At 54.4% G+C, this 18,937-nt stretch carries 13 protein-coding genes; 9 read left to right on the top strand and 4 right to left on the bottom strand.

Annotated features, from left to right (window positions below; all coding sequences use genetic code 11):
- The first annotated feature begins 1 nt into the window (after position 1).
- The 3 genes from G516_RS0115690 (at position 2) to G516_RS0115680 (ending at position 4,370) form a co-directional block, all read left to right on the top strand.
- Positions 2-2,158 carry an ATP-binding protein gene (locus tag G516_RS0115690; protein WP_028294442.1) on the top strand — a complete coding sequence of 719 codons (2,157 nt, stop codon included), beginning with the start codon at positions 2-4 and terminating at the stop codon, positions 2,156-2,158.
- 64 nt (positions 2,159-2,222) lie between these two features.
- The gene (locus G516_RS0115685; RefSeq protein ID WP_028294441.1) at positions 2,223-3,578 is read left to right on the top strand and encodes a sigma-54-dependent transcriptional regulator; all 1,356 of its coding nucleotides are present in this window, start codon (positions 2,223-2,225) and stop codon (positions 3,576-3,578) included.
- A 189-nt stretch (positions 3,579-3,767) separates the two neighbouring features.
- A complete protein-coding gene (locus tag G516_RS0115680; protein WP_028294440.1) occupies positions 3,768-4,370 on the top strand; it encodes a peroxiredoxin in 603 nt (200 codons plus the stop codon).
- Positions 4,371-4,590: 220 nt separating this feature from the next.
- Here the strand turns inward: G516_RS0115680 and G516_RS0115675 are convergent, their stop codons facing one another.
- Positions 4,591-7,383, bottom strand: coding sequence for a bifunctional aconitate hydratase 2/2-methylisocitrate dehydratase (locus G516_RS0115675; RefSeq protein WP_028294439.1), 2,793 nt, complete (start codon positions 7,381-7,383; stop codon positions 4,591-4,593).
- 978 nt (positions 7,384-8,361) lie between these two features.
- Here G516_RS0115675 and G516_RS0115670 point away from each other — a divergent pair.
- The 5 genes from G516_RS0115670 (at position 8,362) to G516_RS0115650 (ending at position 14,438) form a co-directional block, all read left to right on the top strand.
- Entirely contained in the window at positions 8,362-9,102 is a 741-nt protein-coding gene (locus G516_RS0115670) for a TetR/AcrR family transcriptional regulator (protein ID WP_028294438.1), read from the top strand.
- A gap of 72 nt (positions 9,103-9,174) precedes the next feature.
- On the top strand, positions 9,175-11,517 hold the full coding sequence (locus tag G516_RS22870) for an efflux RND transporter permease subunit (protein ID WP_036536745.1): 2,343 nt from the start codon (positions 9,175-9,177) through the stop codon (positions 11,515-11,517).
- 13 nt (positions 11,518-11,530) lie between these two features.
- Positions 11,531-12,355, top strand: a complete 825-nt coding sequence (locus G516_RS0115660; protein WP_245582682.1) for an outer membrane lipoprotein-sorting protein — start codon at positions 11,531-11,533, stop codon at positions 12,353-12,355.
- On the top strand, positions 12,352-13,554 hold the full coding sequence (locus tag G516_RS0115655) for a hypothetical protein (RefSeq protein ID WP_028294436.1): 1,203 nt from the start codon (positions 12,352-12,354) through the stop codon (positions 13,552-13,554). Before G516_RS0115660 ends, G516_RS0115655 begins: the two co-directional genes overlap by 4 nt.
- A gap of 215 nt (positions 13,555-13,769) precedes the next feature.
- Positions 13,770-14,438 carry an OmpA family protein gene (locus G516_RS0115650; RefSeq protein ID WP_028294435.1) on the top strand — a complete coding sequence of 223 codons (669 nt, stop codon included), beginning with the start codon at positions 13,770-13,772 and terminating at the stop codon, positions 14,436-14,438.
- Between the two features lie 107 nt (positions 14,439-14,545).
- On the opposite strand, the gene dapD is transcribed toward G516_RS0115650, so the two are convergent.
- Both dapD and G516_RS0115640 read right to left on the bottom strand, forming a co-directional pair.
- Positions 14,546-15,577 (bottom strand): 2,3,4,5-tetrahydropyridine-2,6-dicarboxylate N-succinyltransferase, encoded by a 1,032-nt coding sequence (dapD, locus tag G516_RS0115645; RefSeq protein ID WP_028294434.1) that lies wholly within the window; start codon positions 15,575-15,577, stop codon positions 14,546-14,548.
- Between the two features lie 53 nt (positions 15,578-15,630).
- The gene (locus G516_RS0115640) at positions 15,631-15,978 is read right to left on the bottom strand and encodes an ArsC family reductase (protein WP_028294433.1); all 348 of its coding nucleotides are present in this window, start codon (positions 15,976-15,978) and stop codon (positions 15,631-15,633) included.
- A 248-nt stretch (positions 15,979-16,226) separates the two neighbouring features.
- On the opposite strand from G516_RS0115640, the gene G516_RS0115635 reads away from it, so the two are divergent.
- Entirely contained in the window at positions 16,227-18,224 is a 1,998-nt protein-coding gene (locus tag G516_RS0115635; RefSeq protein ID WP_028294432.1) for a methyl-accepting chemotaxis protein, read from the top strand.
- An 18-nt stretch (positions 18,225-18,242) separates the two neighbouring features.
- Here the strand turns inward: G516_RS0115635 and G516_RS0115630 are convergent, their stop codons facing one another.
- On the bottom strand, positions 18,243-18,929 hold the full coding sequence (locus G516_RS0115630; protein ID WP_051219497.1) for an alpha/beta hydrolase: 687 nt from the start codon (positions 18,927-18,929) through the stop codon (positions 18,243-18,245).
- Between the last annotated feature and the right edge of the window lie 8 nt (positions 18,930-18,937).

The following is an 18,937-nucleotide window of genomic DNA, read 5'->3' as shown; positions in this document are numbered from 1 at the left end:
CATGACGACCAACAGTCACCCGGATTCAGGCAGCAACCGTGTTGCTGCAACGGCTGTTCGAAAGGACAGCCGCTTGCCTCTGGCCTGGGTGCTGTTGGCCGTTGCCTTTGTGCTGCTGGGCACCGCCGGTTACTACATCGGTAAGGTGGCCTCGCTGGCACAGGAAAACCGCAATTCTGCGGTGATTTTCAAACAATCCCTCAAAGCCTCCATCGACCAGTTTGAATACCTGCCTGCGCTGTTGGCTCGTGATGAGCGGCTGCGCGATATGCTCACTGGCCGAGTGAACAATCAGGATTTTATTAACCAGTATTTGCGCTTTACCGCCGAGCGGTCGGGCGCAGATATCGTCTATGCCATGGACGCTCGTGGCGAAGTGCTGGCGGCCAGTAACTACCTGGATAACTCCAGCTTTCTTGATGAAAATTACGCTTTCCGGCCGTATTTTCACCGCGCCCGCGATTTTCGCAGTCGTCAGTTCTATTTTGCCAAAGGCACCACCACCGGGATTCCGGGGTTCTTTATTTCCGCGCCGGTGTTTGAAAACGACGAGTTTATCGGCGTCGTGACCGTCAAGCTGGAGCTGGAAAGCCTGACCCGCAGTTGGGAATCCGCAGCCCAGCGGGTGATGGTGACTGATCATCGTGGCGTGGTGATCATCACATCCGAGCCGGATTGGCAGTACCAACTGATTGCGCCGCTGAGTTTGCAGCAGCGTGAGCAATTAATTTCCGAACGTCAGTTTCCGGACGAAGACCCGGCCATGCTGTTCCAGAAATCGGCGTCGCTGGGTTGGTTCAGCGATACCGATTTATGGCACATCGGCCGCGATGCCTGGCTGGTGAATCATTCCCCCATTGAGGGCATGGACTGGACCATGCACCAGGTCAAACGCCAGAGCGAACTGGTGCTGCCGACCATGGTGTGTTTTGCGGTGCTGACGCTGGTGGCGGTGTTGTGGCTGCTGTTTATGATTGAACGCCGTAAAAAAGCCCGCTACCGCGCCAGTATTCGTCAAGCCGAGACCCAGCGTCGGGAAGACCTGCAACGGCTGATCGATAACATTCACATCGGCGTGTTGGTGTGTTCGGCCGACGGTCGGATTTCGTCGATGAACGACTACGCCGAAAATCTGTTGTTGGCTGGTGCCGACTTCCGTGACGGTCAGCAAGTCAGCGTAGTCGACCTGCTGCAAATCCCTTCGCTGCAAACCCTGCAGAGCCCGGTTGCTTTGCAGCAGCAAGCGCCACAATACGCCGAAACCTGGACTCGCATTGGCGGTCAGCCGGTGCCGGTCATGTATGCGGTGTCACCCGTGGTGTACGACAACCGCGAGCATTATCTGGTTACCCTGATCAACATTGCCAAGCGCAAACGAGCCGAAGACGAGCTGGTGAAGCTGAACGCCTCTTTGGAAGAAACCATCAGCGAACGCACCAGAGAGCTGGAAACCGCTCAGCAAGCCTTGCTGCAAAAGAGCAAGGCGGCAGCGCTGGGCAAGATGGCGGGCACCATTGTGCACGAGCTGAGCCAGCCGTTGTCGGCCATGAACAGCTCGGTGGCGGCGCTGGAGTACAAACTCAAACGGGAAAACTGGCAAGGTGCGGCGCAATCCGCCAGCCGTTTGAAACCCCTGTCCAGCAAGATGGAAAAAGTGGTGCGTATGCTAAAGCACTTCAGCTACGGTGAAAGCGAACAGTTGGAAGCCATCGACTTGCTGGCGGTGGTCGAGCAGGTGGTGGAAGTCAGCGCCGACCAACTCACCGAGCGGGGAGTACAGCTGAATATTCACCAGCAGTTGCCTGCGGAACACGGCAAGGTCATGGGCAGCGCCCTGAAGCTCGATCTGGCGGTGTCCAACTTGCTGAAAAATGCCCTGGATGCCGTTGCTGATTGCGCCGAGCCGACCATTAATATTGGCCTGCGGGAAGACAACGGCGAGCTGCTGCTGACCATGGCCGATAACGGTGGCGGTATCGACAGCGCTATTATGGGGCAGCTGTTCAACCCTTATGTGACCACCAAGGAAGTGGGTAAGGGCATTGGACTTGGCTTATCGATTACCCAGGAAATCGTTCAGCAAATGCAAGGCACGCTGGACGTTTGCAACCGCGATGGCGGTGCCTGCTTTACCCTCAGATTGCCCCTGATCCGTTAGACCTTTTGTTTTACCGCGGTGTAAGCTGCAAGCATGATGTTTACACCGCGTTGATGGCCAGATAATGACTGCAGATTCCCACATTGAAATCCTGATCATCGATGATGATGAAGACATCCGTATCAACTTGTCGGATTTACTCTCCACCGAGTTTGAGCAACTGTCCACCTGGTCTTCTCCAACCAAGGTAATGCCGCGCATCAAAAAAGGCGCCCCTGTGGTGGTGGTGACCGACTTGCGCATGCCCGATGCCGACGGTTTTGAATTTGCCAAACAGGTGTTGGATATCGACGCTGACATTCCGGTTATTCTGATGACGGGCTATGGCGATATTTCGATTGCCGTCGACGCCATGAAGCAGGGCATTTTCGACTTTGTCGAAAAGCCGTTCGACATCGATTATCTGATGAACGCCATCCGGCGAGCGCTGGAAACCCGGGCCAATCAATTGGCGTTAAAGTCTGGCGGGCAGGGGGGCGAAGCGGGTTTGGCCAACACCATTGTTGGTCAGTGCAAGGCCATCAAATCGCTCAGGCAAGACATTGAAGAGTTTGCCCCAATGGATATTCCGGTACTGGTGTACGGAGAAACCGGGGTGGGCAAAGAGCTGGTCGCACGCTCGTTACACGACCTGTCGGGTCGATCTAACGGCCGTTTTGTCGCGCTGAACTGTGCCGCAATTCCGGAGCAACTGGCAGAAGCCGAACTGTTTGGCCATGAAAAAGGCGCTTTTACCGATGCCGGTGCCGCTCGTGACGGCAAACTGGTGCACGCCAATGGCGGCACGCTGTTTCTGGACGAGATCGAAAGCCTGCCATTAAGCACCCAGGCCAAGTTATTGCGAGCCATATCCGACAAGCTGATAACGCCGCTGGGCTCCAACAAGGAAATCCCCATTGACTGCCGCATTGTGTCGGCGACCAAAGACGAGCTACGTAATAACGACAACTTCCGTCAGGACCTGTTCTTCCGCCTGCAAGTGGCAGAACTGCGGATTCCGGCACTGCGCGACCGGGAAGGGGATGTGGTCAGCCTGTTTGAATTCTATGCCCGTCAGCAGTGCGACAACTTTGGCACCCAATACAAAAGCGCCGACGAACATACCCGCCAGGTGTTGTTGCAGTACAGCTGGCCCGGCAATGTTCGTGAGCTGATCAACGTTGCAACCCGCTATGCCATACGTAGCTGCCGCCAGATTGAAAAAGCGATTGAATCCGACACCGCCAACACCTTTGAGGTGCAAGCCGGAGAGTCGTTAAAGGAGCTGGTGCAGGCCTACGAAGAAAAGCTGCTGCGCTCGAAACTGGCTCAACATGCGGGCAAGGTCTCCGCGGTGTTGGACGACCTCTGTATTGAACGCCGTACCTTTAACCAGAAGCTGGTGAAGTACGGGATTAACAGCAGTGACTACCGGGAATAGGCGCCGAAAAAACATCGGTATTACGGCAATTCGGACACTTCGAATTATAAAAAGCTATCAGGTTTATTATTTCAATCTATCAGTTGTTTGAACCGTGATCAGGCCCGCTTGAGTAGCCCAAAACCCCATGTATTATCGGCGTTTCTGAAATGCAGCAATTCTGCTGCGACTCACTAATGGAGTGACACCATGAGCGTTTTGGTAGGCAAGCAAGCCCCTGACTTTACCGTTCCAGCCGTACTGGGCGACGGTACCATCGTTGATTCTTACAACTTCGCTGAAGCGACCAAAGGCAAGTACGCCCTGGTTTTCTTCTACCCACTGGACTTCACTTTCGTATGCCCATCCGAGCTGATCGCTCTGGACAAGCGTATGGCCAAGTTCGAAGAAATGGGCGTTGAAGTGATCTCTGTATCCATCGACTCTCACTTCACTCACAACGCATGGCGTAACACTGCCATCAACGACGGTGGTATTGGTCCTGTTAAGTACACCATGGCGGCTGACGTTTCCCACGCTATCTGTAAAGCGTACGACGTTGAAACTGCTGGCGGTGTTGCTCTGCGTGGCGCATTTCTGATCGACAAGGAAGGCGTGGTACGTGCTGCTAACATCAACGACCTGCCACTGGGTCGTAACATCGACGAGCTGGTTCGTCTGGTTGACGCTCTGCAATTCCATGAAGAGCACGGCGAAGTTTGCCCAGCTGGCTGGAACAAGGGTGACAAAGGTATGAACGCTTCTCCGGAAGGCGTTGCCAAGTACCTGTCCGAGTCTGCTGAAGGCCTGTAATCAGCGCCTTTTGATGTGATTCGAAAAGCCCCCACTGCGATAAGCAGCGGGGGCTTTTTTGTGGCTGTTTTTCAGAGCTTTATTCAGGGGTCTGTTACCCCGGTCTGGCCTTTGCTTGGCCCTTAAACGCAAAACGCCCGATGACAAGTATCAGGCGTTTTGGGAGGAATGACCCATGCCAGCGGCGTGGGCCAAACTGTCATCTGCGCTCGGGCAGCAATTACACAGCAACTACCGGGATATCACCGGAAACGCTCAGGTCCTTGCTTGGTGGCGCGAAGGAAGTCAGGTTAATACCTTCAACGGCAGCCTTGTACTCTTCCAGAGTCGGGAAGCGACCCAGAACACAGGACAGAACAACCATTGGGGTAGAGCCCAGCAGGGACTCACCTTTCTTCTCGGCAGTATCTTCTACCACACGGCCCTGGAACAGACGGGTGGAAGTCGCCAGTACGGTGTCGCCAGGCGCTGCTTTTTCCTGGTTACCCATACACAGGTTACATCCTGGACGCTCCAGGTACATGATGTTCTCGTACTGGGTACGAGCGGCTTGCTTTGGATTCTCGTCGTCGAAGGTGAAGCCAGCGTACTTGGACAGGATGTCCCAGTCGCCTTCGGCCTTCAGTTCGTCAACGATGTTGTACGTTGGTGGCGCAACAACCAGTGGAGCCTTGAAGGTAACCGGACCGTTCTTCTCCAGATTACGCAGCATCGCAGCGATGATCTGCATGTCGCCCTTGTGAACCATACAAGAACCAACGAAGCCCAGATCAACTTTGCGGCCATCGTAGTAGGAAGTTGGACGGATCACATCGTGGGTGTAACGCTTGGACACGTCTTCGTTGTTAACGTCCGGGTCAGCGATCATTGGCTCTTCGATAGAGTCCAGATCTACAACCACTTCGGCGTAGTACTTGGCGTTGTCGTCTGGAGCCAGTGCAGGGGCTTCACCGGACTTAACTTCAGCAATTCGCTTGTCGGCCAGAGCAATCAGGCCTTCCAGCATCTTGGCTTCGTTGTCCATGCCCTTGTTGATCATGATCTGGATACGGGACTTGGCCAGTTCCAGAGAGGCGATCAGGGTTTCATCGGTGGAGATACAGATGGAAGCCTTGGCTTTCATTTCTGCAGTCCAGTCGGTGAAGGTGAAGGCCTGGTCAGCCAGCAGGGTACCGATTTGTACTTCGATCACACGACCCTGGAAGACGTTTTCGCCCTGGAACTGCTTCAGCATCTGAGCCTGGGTGGCGTGAACGATGTCACGGAAGTCCATGTGAGGCTTCATGTTGCCTTTGAAGGTAACCTTCACAGACTCAGGGATTGGCATTTCTGCTTCACCGGTCGCCAGTGCGATAGCAACAGTACCGGAGTCAGCACCGAAGGCCACGCCCTTGGACATACGGGTGTGAGAGTCACCACCGATGATGATCGCACGGTCGTCGACAGTAATGTCGTTCAGAACCTTGTGGATTACGTCGGTCATGGAGTGGTAGATGCCTTTCGGGTCACGTGCGGTGATTACACCAAACGCGTTCATGAAGGCCATCAGCTTAGGCGTGTTGGCCTGAGCTTTCTTGTCCCATACAGAAGCAGTGTGACAACCAGACTGGAAAGCACCATCGACGGTTGCAGAGATGGTGGAAGCCGCCATGGATTCCAGTTCCTGACAGGTCATAGGACCGGTAGTGTCCTGGGAACCTACGATGTTCACCTTAACGCGAACGTCGGAACCCGTGTGCAGCGGAGTCTTGGAGTTAACACCGATGGCGTTACGGTTGAAGATTTTCTCTACGGCAGTCAGACCCTGACCTTCGATGGAGATTTCTTTCGCCTGTGCGTAAACGGCTGGAGCTTCAACACCCAGGGTTTCAGCAGCAAAGGTTTGCAGCTTCTTACCGAAGGTTACTGCGTAGGAACCGCCGGCTTTCATGAATTCCACTTTCTGTGGAGTGAAAGAAGCAGATACGTCTACCAGTTCCTTATCGCCGTTGTACAGCTTCTTGGCTTTGGTATCGATGGTCAGCACGGTACCGGTAGCAACGGAGTAGGCTTCTTCCAGTACTGGATCGCCGTTTTCGTCACGTACCACGTTGCCGTCTGCATCAACTTTCTTGACCCAGTTTTTCAGGTCCAGACCAATACCGCCGGTCACACCCACGGTGGTCAGGAAGATAGGCGCAATACCGTTGGTACCAGCAACCACTGGACGGTTGTTGATGAACGGGATGTATGGGGAAGTCTTTTCACCAGCCCACAGCGCTACGTTGTTCACACCGGACATACGGGAAGAACCCACACCCATGGTGCCTTTTTCAGCGATCAGCATCACTTTGGCGTTCGGGTGCTGTTTGCCCAGTTCAACGATTTCTTTCTGTGCTTCAGGGCTGATCATGCACAGGCCGTGCAGTTCACGGTCAGCACGGGAGTGAGACTGGTTACCCGGAGACAGCAGGTCGGTAGAGATATCACCTTCTGCCGCGATGTAGGTCACCACGTCGATTTTTTCTGGGATATCGTCCAACTTGGTGAAGAACTCAGCCTTGGCGTAGCTTTCCAGCAGTTCCTTGGCAACAGCGTTACCTTCTTTGAAGGCAGCGGCCAGACGCTCGTAGTCGGCGTCGTACAGGAATACCTGGGACTTCAGCACTTCGCCAGCAGCAGCGGCTTGAGCGTGGTCAGACAGGGCAACGTCCAGCAGAGCAGCAACAGATGGGCCACCCTTCATGTGAGACAGCTGCTCCAGAGCAAACTCAGGAGAGATCTCGGCAACCACTTCGTTACCCAGTACGATCTCTTTCAGGAATGCAGATTTAACAACTGCAGCAGGCGTCGTACCTGGCAGAGTGTTATAAATGAAGAAGTTCAGAGATGCTTCGCGGTGCTCATTGCCGGTGTCTTTGATCTGGGCAATGATTTCAGACAGCAGCTCGGCACTGTCGATTGGCTTCGGGTTCAGACCCAGGTCCTTTTTACGAACCTCAATTTCTTGTAGATATTCTGAATAGTAACTCATAGCGCCCACATCTCATCTAGTCTAATTTTGATCGCGCAATAAGATATTGAAAACTCGTTAACAGCTCAATGAAAACGCTATAAATGGCGTGAATATCTGTAATAACTTTTGTGAATGTGTTGTTTTTTGGCTATTTTTCGAGCCAGCCCATTCGTATGCAAAAGCCGCCGTTTTTAGCATGTCCCTGCGCAAACAACTTAATGAAAATGATTCTCATAATGGCAGGGCAATTCAAACTCATATCCGGGTGAACGGTTTCATTGATATTGCGCTGAGCAGAGTATATCACGTTTTATGCTGGCGGCTTTTTATCGCGGTCGGACTGACAGGGTGATTGAGCACCAAAGCCCTGATGACGGGCGTTTTGGGCGCAGTTTGAGGTGCGATCAGACGGGCACAAATCCTGTCTGTGCCAAAGTGGTCAAAGGCGCGGCTTATGTCAGCGCTGACCTGTGCTCGGTGAATAAATACACCCATCAAAATGTCACCTTATTGACACATTTGAGCTGTGCTTTAAGGCTGTAACGTTATTATTTGTAATCCAGGTTTTGTTTATTCAAAAGGGTAGTGAATAACCGCTTTGCTATTAGATATTGGTATTGTATTACCCGGATATCACTATTTATTTTCCGTGCTGATCAATTCGTTTTTGTTTCTTTAAAGGCTTCCTTAACCACCCGGAGCTACCTAGGGAGCTACCTGATTAACTTACGCGCCTCTCCGGTCTGACTCCTGACCTCTGACTCCTGAGCATCCGTACCGGGATGCTTGTTGGTCGACGACTTTATTTCGACGGATCGTCAATTAAAGCGCCTGAGGGAACGGATTGTTTCAATCTGGATGCTTTTCGATCAGAGTGGGCTGTTTTATTTTGACGATTAGTCAGAAAACGTCAGCGTTTTCCATCGGCGAAGTTGGGTTGAACCACTTCGCTTTTTTAACTGTTTTATTTTGACGAATCGTCAAACTGGTAGCGATATGGCCCCGAAGATCATCAACGACGAAGACAAACAGCAACGCCAGCAAGTCATTATGGGGGCTGCACTGGAGTTGATTCGCAGCGGCGGTGGAGTCGGTGCCGTCACCATCGATAAGGTGGTTGCCAAAGTGCCGTACTCAAAAGGCACCGTATACGGCCATTACTCCAGCAAGGAAGACCTGCTGACGGCCATGTGCAACTACTGCGTCAGTACCCTGATTGAGGTGTTTGCCGCAGCGATTGATTTTGAAGGCTCCACCCGAGAGAAAGCGCTGTGTCTGGCGTATTCCTATTTGCTGCATGCGCAATCCGACATGACCCGTTTCAATCTGGTGGTGACGGCGAAAACACCAGCCACCCGGGCCAAGGCTTCACAACACCACACCGAAGAGCACATGGCGCTGGAAGACGATTTGAATCGGCTGTTCTGCAGCGTGATCGTGGACGCCATTGACAACGGTGAGCTGACGCCCAAGCCGGGTATGGACGCTGGCGGTGTTGCCTTTGCGATTTGGTCGATGGCCTACGGCACCGTGGCACTGCTACAGGACCAGGTTGAGCGTTGTGCCATCCGCGAATCCCAGGTTCTGGAAGTAGCCTATCTGACACATACCAATCTGGTGCTGGATGGCCTCGGCTGGCAGCCACTGGACAACAGTATCGATCTGCAAGCCCTGACCCGCGCCTGTCACCAGCGGGTAGCCCCACAAATCAAGAACCATGGCCTGCACAAACCCTGATTTCAGCTTTTATTCATTTGCTCTGCTACTCACCTTAATACGCCCCCTGACGCTTGCAGGGAAGGAGACCTGATGCAAGACCGCTTCTTTAACTTTGTGCTGAATCGACCGTGGCTGGTGCTGCTGTTGTCGGCGTTGTTTGTGATGGCCGCTGCGGTTGGCGGCAAGAACCTGGTATTCAAAAGTGACTACCGGGTGTTTTTCAGTGACGAAAACCCTCAACTGATGGCCTTTGAGGCCATGCAGAAGGTGTACAGCAAAAGCGACAACGTTGCCTTTGTGCTGTCGCCGAAAAATGGTGAAGTATTCACACCGGCTACGCTGGCTGCCATCAAACAGCTGACGGAAGATGCCTGGCAGATTCCGTATTCCACCCGGGTGGATTCCATCACCAACTATCAACACACCGAGGCCGAGGAAGACGACCTGTTTGTGGCGGATCTGGTGTTGGAAGCCGATGAACTGCCTGACATGGACATGCAGCAGCTGAAAGACATCGCTGTTGATGAGCCGCTGCTGGTCGACAAGCTGCTGTCTGACAAGGGCCACGTCACCGTGGTTAACGTCACGGTGCAATTACCTGCTATTGATCCTACGAAAGAAGTGCCTGAGGTCGTTACCTTTGCTCGTGAACTGCGCGATCAATTTGTTACCGCAAACCCGGACATTGAAGTGCGGTTGTCTGGGGTGGTGATGCTCAACAACGCCTTTGCCGAATCGTCACTGGGAGATCAGGCAACGCTGGTGCCAGCCATGTTCCTGATGGTTCTGGTCGCCATGATTTTCCTGTTGCGCAGCATTACGGGGACGTTGGCGTCACTGGTGGTGATCATCTTCTCAATTCTGTCGACCATGGGACTGGCGGGCTGGATGGGGTTTTATTTAACCGGCCCATCAGCAACAACGCCGATTATGGTGCTGACACTGGCGGTGGCTGACTGCGTGCATATTCTGGCGTCGATGTTCTACGATATGCGCCACGGTGCCACCAAGCGCGATGCCCTGATGCATAGCCTCAAGCTCAACCTGACGCCAGTGTTCCTGACCAGTGCCACCACGGCCATTGGTTTCCTGAGCATGAACTTCTCCGACTCGCCACCATTTAACGACCTCGGCAACATGGTCGCGATGGGTGTGATGTTGGCGTTTGTATTCTCGGTAACCACCTTCCCTGCTTTGCTTACAGTCCTGCCAATGAAAGTGAAAGTGGTGGACGAAAGCCACAGCGGTGCGATGGAAAAGCTGGCTGACGTTGTGATTCAGCGTCGCAAAGTGCTGCTGCCGGGCATGGCATTGGTGATTGCTGGCAGTGTTGTGTTGTTGCCCAATAACGTATTGAACGACGATTTCGTTAAATACTTCGACCAGACCGTGCCGTTCCGTCAGGCCACCGATTACATGGCCGACAATATGTCGGGCCTGACCACCATCGAAATATCCATCGGCTCAGGTGAGAGCAGCGGTATTAATGATCCCGGCTTTGTAAAAGCGCTGGGGGACTTCAGTGACTGGCTGCGTGAACAGCCGGAAACCGATCATGTGAATACGCTTTCCGACACCCTCAAGCGCCTGAACAAAAACATGCACGGCGACGATGAAGCCTATTACACCCTGCCACAAGACCGCGAGCTGTCGGCGCAGTACCTGCTGTTGTATGAAATGTCGCTGCCGTACGGCCTCGATTTGAATAATCAGCTCGACGTCGATAAATCCAGCACCCGGGTGATCGCCACCTTCCAGAATCTCACCAGCTCCGAGCAGTTGGATATCGAAAACCGCATCTACCGCTGGTTTGCCGAACAGGCTCCGCAGCTGCAGGTCGAGGTTGCCAGCCCAACACTGATGTTCGCCCATATCGGCCAGCGCAACATCATCAGTATGCTGATGGGGACCGCCATTGCGCTGGTGTTGATTTCAGTGTTGCTGGCGTTTGCGCTGCGCTCATTGAAGTTCGGCGCCATCAGTCTGATCCCGAATATGGCGCCGGCGGCGATGGGCTTTGGTGTCTGGTTTATGATCGATGGTCAGATTGGTCTGGCGCTGTCGGTGGTCGCCGGTATGACGCTGGGTATTGTGGTGGACGACACCGTGCATTTCTTAAGCAAATACCTGCACGCCCGTCGGGACAAGGGTTACGGCACCGAAGCCGCGGTTCGCTATGCGTTTTCCAGTGTCGGTCGTGCGCTGGTGATTACCACGCTGGTGCTGGCTGCAGGCTTCCTGGTGCTGGCGCAATCCAGCTTCAAACTGAATGCGGACATGGGCCTGCTGACCGCCATCACCATTGTGATCGCCCTGATTGTCGACTTCCTGTTCCTGCCGCCATTGCTGATGCTGCTGGACAAGGACGACAAGGCAGCAGTTAACGCGGATACCAACAATAAGCACACTTCAGCGACCTCTGCGTCGGTATAAGGATTTGACGATCATGAAGAATAAATTGATGAACAAGGTATTTACATCACTGGCACTGACGGCTGCTACCACGGTTTCCATGGCCGCTCATGCCTCTGAACTGGATGCGTCGCTCACCCCAGAGCAACAAGGGCTGGCTATTTCGCAGGCGTCGAAAGATAGCGATGAAGGCTGGCAGGACATGCAGGGCGAAATGAACATGGTACTGCGTAACAAGCAGGGCCAGGAAAGCGTTCGTGCAGTGCGCATGAGTTCGCTGGAAGTGCAGGGCGATGGTGACAAGAGCTTGTCGGTGTTCGATGAGCCGCGGGATGTCAAAGGCACTGCGTTTCTGAGCTTTTCCCACGCTGTCGGCGCGGATGAGCAATGGCTGTATCTGCCGGCTCTGAAACGGGTCAAACGCATTGCCTCGCGCAACAAATCCGGTCCTTTTATGGGCTCTGAATTCGCCTATGAAGACCTGTCCTCGTTCGAGGTGGAAAAGTACACCTACAAGTACGTTGGTACGGAAGCCTGTGGTGAACTGCAGTGCTATGTAGTGGAAAACTACCCGGTCGACAAGAACTCCGGTTATACCCGTCGTATTGCCTGGATCGACACCGCAGAACTGCGCGCTCAGAAAGTTGACTTTTACGACCGCAAGAACAGCCTGCTGAAAACCCTCACTTATGAAGGCTACAAGGAATACGAAGGCAAACACTGGCGTCCGGACCTGATGAAAATGGTCAACCACCAGAGTGGCAAAAGCACCGATTTGGCCTGGAGCGGCTACCGCTTTAAAACCGGTTTGAAAGACGCCGACTTCAACAAAAACACCCTCAAGCGAGCCGGTCGATGAAGCGCCTGCTGCCGCTTGCAGGTCTGTTGCTGACGGGGGCCATGCCCTCGCTGGCACAGGCTGAGCTGTATTACGAGAAGTCGGGCAATGTGTCGCTGGAAGCTCGTTATTTCGCCGATTCAGATGCAGACCAACAGCAGACCGGAATGCAGTTATCGATTGCTGCCCAGCCCAAGCTACTGTGGGAATGGAACGGTGGCGATGATGCCGTCACGCTGGAAGTGTTCAAGCGTTTTTTGGACAGCGACGACGAGCGCAATCACTTTGATCTGCGCGATCTCAGCTGGGTACACGTAGCCGATAGCTTTGAAAGCCGTATCGGTATCCGGCGGGTGTTCTGGGGCGTCACTGAGTTCCAGCATCTGGTCGATGTGATTAACCAGACTGACGGCGTTGAAGCACCGGACGGCGAAGACAAGCTGGGTCAGCCGATGGTGAATGTATCGCTGGTGCGCGACTGGGGCATTGTTGATGTGTTTGTGTTGCCGTATTTCCGCGAGCGCACCTTTGCCAGCGAAGAAGGCCGTTTTCGTCCGGCGCTGGTGGTAGACGCAGACCATGCCCAATACGAGTCGGACGACGAGCAAAAGCACATCGACTACGCGTTGCGCTGGAGCCACTACATCGGCGATTTTGATATTGGCTTGCACGCCTTCAAGGGCACCAACCGCGATCCGTTGTTAAATGCTGAGCTGCAAGGCAGTGAGATTGTGCTGGTGCCTTATTATGCCCAGATGACCCAGTTTGGTCTGGATTTACAGGCCACCATTGACAGCTGGCTGTGGAAGTTCGAAACCATTCACCGCAATACCCAGCCGGAAAACTACTGGGCTGCCCAGGGCGGTTTGGAATACACCTTTTATGGGGTGATGGATTCCAACGCCGATGTTGGCGTACTGACGGAATACGGTTGGGACCAGCGTGGCGAAGATGCCGGAGTGCTGGCCCAGAACGATGTGTTTGCCGGTGCCCGCCTCACCTTTAACGACGTTGACGACAGCGCTCTTTTGATTGGTGGTGGCTACGACCTGGATTACGGCTCCACCAGTCTGGTGGTGGAAGGCAGCAAAAGGGTGGGCGAAAGCTTCAAGCTGAGCATCGACGGCAACCTGTTCCTTGCCGACGATTCGGATGATGCCGTGCTGTACAGCATCCGGGAAGACGACTTCGTTCAGCTGACGCTGGAGTATTTCTACTGACGGTTGTTCACGGCGTGCGTAGCTGAGGGGCGTGGGCCCAGGAACTGTAGCAGAGGGCAGATGTTCTGTGTGCTCTCTGCTGCCGTCGCTTTAACCACGGCGTTAAAGCCACCGTTTTAAATACACCGATTAAAAGCCACTGCTTTAAAAATGAACCTGTACCGGCATTGCCAGTCGACAGATAAGCATTCATTTTTACAAACAATGGCGAACCCATGAAATATTTTGCTTTAGCAACCGCACTGGCCGTATCCATTACCGGCTGTTCAACCTACGACGCCTACACCGGCGAAGAGAAAACCTCCAATACCGCCATCGGTGCCAGCATTGGTGCCTCGGTGGGTGCCGTGGCCGCCTATCTGGCCAACAAGGACGAAAAGAGCGGAACCCGTAATCGCCGTATTCTGGCAGCTGCAGCCGGCGGTGGTGCCATTGGCGGTGGCGTGGGTTACTACATGGATTCCCAGGAAGCCGAACTGCGTAAGCAATTACGTGGCACCGGCGTAAGCGTTCAGCGTGTCGGCGACAACGTGAATCTGATCATGCCGGGCAATATTACTTTTGGCTCAGGACGTACCGCCATTGCTTCCAACTTCTATGAGGTGTTGGATTCTGTTGCCGTGGTATTAGAGGAATACGACAAAACTTTGGTGGTCGTCGCAGGCCACACCGACAGCGATGGCTCTGAAGCCTTTAACCAGCAGCTGTCCGAAGACCGTGCGCATTCCGTGGCTGAGTACCTGAAAGTGAAAGGAATCAACGAGGTGCGTCTGGAACCGGTGGGCTTTGGTGAGTCAGAACCGATTGCTAGCAACAGCACGGCCGAAGGCAAGGCATTGAACCGCCGGGTTGAAATTACCCTGATGCCCGCGACTGAGGAATAAAAAGGTTGTGGCGAGAACCTGGAGAGTACCGGTAAGAAAAAGCATACAGCCAATAAAAAAGCGCCATTAAGGCGCTTTTTTATTGAGTTAAAGGCACAGCCCAGAACTCAGTTGTGAGCGTGCAACTCTTCGTTCAGTTCGATGGCGGACTTGTTGGTCACGCACTGAACGGCGCCGCTGATGGAGTCACGACGGAACAGCAGGTCAGATTTGCCCGCCAGGTCACGACCTTTAACGGTCTCAACCAGGTTCTTGGCATCGTCCAGTACCTGAATCTTGGTACCGGCAGTGATGTACAGACCGGCTTCAACCGTGCAGCGGTCACCCAGTGGGATACCAATACCAGCGTTAGCGCCGATCAGGCAGTTTTCGCCCACAGAGATGATGATGTTACCGCCGCCGGACAGGGTGCCCATGGTGGAGCAACCGCCGCCCAGGTCGGAACCGTTACCAACCACAACACCGGCAGAGATACGGCCTTCAACCATGGAAACGCCTTCAGTACCTGCGTTAAAGTTAACGAAGCCTTCGTGCATAATGGTGGTGCCTTCACCAATGTAAGCACCCAGACGTACGCGGGAAGTGTCGGCGATACGAACGCCAGCCGGTACCACGTAGTCGGTCATGCGAGGGAATTTGTCGACGCTGTTTACAGACAGCAGTTCGCCGCTCAGACGGGCTTCCAGCTGGGCTGCGGCCAGTTCGGACAGATCAACGGCGCCTTTGTTGGTCCAGGCAACGTTTGGCAGCAGGCCGAACATACCGGCCAGGTTCAGACCGTGTGGCTTGACCAGACGGTGAGACAGCAGGTGCAGCTTCAGGTAAACCTCTGGAGTGGTCACAGACTGCTCGTCAGTGGCCAGTACAGTCACAACCACTGGCTTGTCGCTGTCGGTGCAAGCGCGGGCAATGGCAGCTTGCTGGGCGTCAGTGGCTTCAATCGCGTCTGCAAAAGCGTTCAGTTCACCGCCGTCGGCTTCCAATGCTTCGTTGCCGCCTTCGTAGCCCAGAGCCGCTTTGGCAGCTTCGATCAATTCGGCAGTCGGGTTCAGCAGTGGCTTGGAGTAGAACACTTCCAGCCAGTCACCGTTGGCGTTTTTGGTACCGACACCAATGGCCAGTGCAAATGCATTGCTCATGTAACAATCCTCAATATCAGCTGCCCGAGGGCAGAGTCTTTATAAAAACGTGTTCAGCCAGCAAACAGGCTGGAATATTCGTCGGCCTTGAAGCCCAGTACCTTCTGCGCACCGGTGTCCAGCAACGGACGTTTGATGATGGACGGGTTGTCCAGCATCACCTGGCGGGCATTAGTGGTGTTCATATTGTCTTTCAGGTCATCAGCCAGCTTGCGCCAGGTCGTGCCGCGCTTGTTGATCAGCGCTTCCCAACCCAGCTCGTCGAGCCACTGGTCAACCAGGGCTTCTGGCAAACCGTCTTTTTTGTAGTCGTGAAATTGGTAGTCAACGCCTGCGTCATCCAGCCATTTGCGGGCTTTCTTGATGGTGTCGCAGTTCTTGATGCCGTACATGGTGGTCATTGCTGATCCCGCTGCCGAAATTTCAAAGCGCGAAGAATAGCAAACGAGCGAAGCGAGTTCAGTACCCGAGTGGCTGCGTCAGGAAATTGATAGCCCACACCTATCACGGCGTCATGAATCCAGCAGTGCAGGCCGACAAAGTACGCCATTCCGCTGGCTAACCGGCGGCATCACTGGCAGTGGCTGCAATCTGACCAGTCTGGTCTAGGCTGAAAGACATCTTGATATGAAGTCCTGGGAGTCGGGATATGAGAGTAATCAGCAACCTCAAGGTGAAAACCAAGCTGATGTTGATGACCTTGCTGCCGCTGGCGGCACTGTTGTTCTTTCTGTTTGACGAGTTGTCCTTGCGGTTACACACCCAACATCAGATGCACGACATTACGGTACTGGTGAAAGTGGCCCGTCAGAATGGCCTGTTGGCCCACGAGCTGCAAAAAGAACGTGGCATGTCGGCCGGTTATCTGGGCAGCAAGGGCACCGCCTTTGCAGACAAGTTGCCGCAGCAGCGAGGCCTCAGCGATGGCCAGATCCAGCAATGGCAAGGGCTGCTGGCGACAATCAGCACCACCGAATACCCACTGGTGAACGATGCACTGGGCCGTGCTCGCAATAATATTGCCCGCCTGGCGGATATTCGTAGTCAGGTCACCAACCAGCAAATCGCACTGGCAGACACCCTTAAATTCTACACTGGCACGATCCGCGAGCTGCTTGCGATCTCGGCGTTGGCATCGCGTTATACCTCTGATGGCGAGGTATCGCGGGATTTGCAGGCCTACTACAACTTCTTGCAGGGTAAGGAGCGGGCTGGTATTGAACGTGCCGTGCTCAGCAATGCTTTTGGTGCCGACCGGTTTGCTAAAGGCCTGTACCCGCGTTTTATTCGTCTGGAAACCGAGCAGGCGGCCTATCTGAATACCTTTGAGGCGTTCTCCACGGAGCAGAGCCTGACCGGTTATCGGGCTTTCCGCAGCAGTAAGGAAGAACAGGCGGTGGCGGAGTACCGTGCCATTGCCCACGAAAAAGCCGACAGCGGTGGTTTTGGCCAGCAAGCAACGGCCTGGTTTGCCGCTTCGACAGCGCGCATTAATTTACTGAAGGGCATCGAAGACAGTCTGGAGGCAGACTTGCTGGCAGCAGCGGAGGCCAAACACGATGCTGCTCAGGCCGGTGTGTGGGGAACCTTGCTGTTGGGAGTGGTGACCCTGATTGTAACGCTGTCGGTCACCTGGATGGTGTCGATGGTGCTGTATCAGCAGATTGATGCCTTGTCCCGCAACATTCATTCGGTCACTGATCGCCTCGACCTTACGATCAGACTGCCGGTGTTGGCCAACGATGAGCTGGGTAAGGTTTGTCAGGCCATGAACGAATTGCTGGTGAAAATGGAAACCACGGTTGGGCAATTCCTTAACAACACCACCGAGATGAATCTGATCGCGATGCAAAATCAGATGACCATTTCTCTGAGCGTGAAAGGCATGAAAGCCCAGCAGGACGAAACAGCGTCGGCGTCGACGGCGGTGAATGAACTGGAGCAGGCAACCCAGGAAATTGCCTCCAGCATTCAGACGGTGGCCGACCGGGCAGAAGAAGCCAACAAGATTGCCAGCGAAGGTGGTGATGTGGTGGCACGCAGCCTCAAGAACATCAACTCACTTAATGGCAGCATGACCCAGGCCGCAGCGGTGATTCAGGATTTGCACAAATCCAGTGACGCCATTGGCGGGGTGCTGGAAGTGATCAAAACCATTGCCGAACAAACCAACCTGCTGGCATTGAACGCTGCGATTGAAGCGGCCCGAGCCGGTGAACAAGGTCGTGGCTTTGCTGTGGTAGCGGATGAAGTGCGGGCGCTGGCGCAGAAGACCCAGGAGTCTACGGAGGAAATCAGCCGTATTGTTGGCAAGTTCCAGCAAGACTCCCAGCGTGCTTTCACGGCGGTGGAAGCGTCGCAAACCTCAGCGGCTGAAACCGTCGAACTGGCGGGCACCTTGTCGACCGAACTGGGCCGTATTCAGACCTCGGTGCGCAGCATTCAGGATATGACGGATCAGGTGGCTTCCGCCGCAGAAGAGCAGGTGGCTACCAACCGGGAGCTGACCAAAGGGGTGGTGAGTATTCACAAACTGTCGGAGTCCACCGCGGCGACCGGTGAGTTTATGAGTAAAACCAGTGTGCAGCAGCGTCAGTTGGCCGAGCGCCTGCTGGAAGCTGCACAGCAATTCCGAATCTTTAAATAATCACGGATGACACCCGGCTCAGGCCGGGTACATCTGCTGTTGCAGGAAGGTGCAGAGGTCGTTGATTTCGGCCACACACACTTCGTGTTGCATCGGGTAGCTGTGCCACTCAGGCTCGCTGCCATGCTGGCTCATTCGCGCTTTTGCTTCTTCGCCCAGACTAATGGGCACAACCCCGTCCCGACTGCCATGGCCAATAAATACCGCCAGTGCCTGATTGGCTGGCCGAAAGACCAGTTGCTCATCGGCTTGGCCCAGCGGCATGTAGGTACTGAGTGCCGCCATACCACCCAGCGGCTGTTCAATGTCTGAGGCCGTCTGCCACGCCACCGCACCACCTTGGGAAAAGCCGACCAGAAAAATGTTCTGGCTCGGTACACCATCGGCGATTTGCTGCTGAATCAGGTTGCTGATGCGCTCTACCGACTGGTTCAGGCTGTTGGGCTCTACCAGTCGACGGGGGTTGGCCGCGAGGATGTCGTACCACGAACGCATCGACTCGCCAGCGGCAAAGGTCACGGGCTGTACCGGCGCATGGGGGAACAGAAAGCGGGTGCTGCTGAGGTCCATCTGGCGGGCCATGTGTTGGGCCACGGCGATAAAGTCGTAGCCGTCAGCGCCGAGTCCGTGCATCCAGATAATGCAGTGAGTGGCGGCGTTTTGTGGTTCCAGAATCACCTGGTCCTGTGTTTCCTGCATCTGCATCAGTGGTT

This window comes from Oceanobacter kriegii DSM 6294, assembly GCF_000422845.1.
In the GTDB taxonomy this organism is placed as follows: domain Bacteria; phylum Pseudomonadota; class Gammaproteobacteria; order Pseudomonadales; family Oceanobacteraceae; genus Oceanobacter; species Oceanobacter kriegii.
Note: the sequence above shows the minus strand (reverse complement) of the source record. Positions and strands in the feature narration are given on the sequence as shown.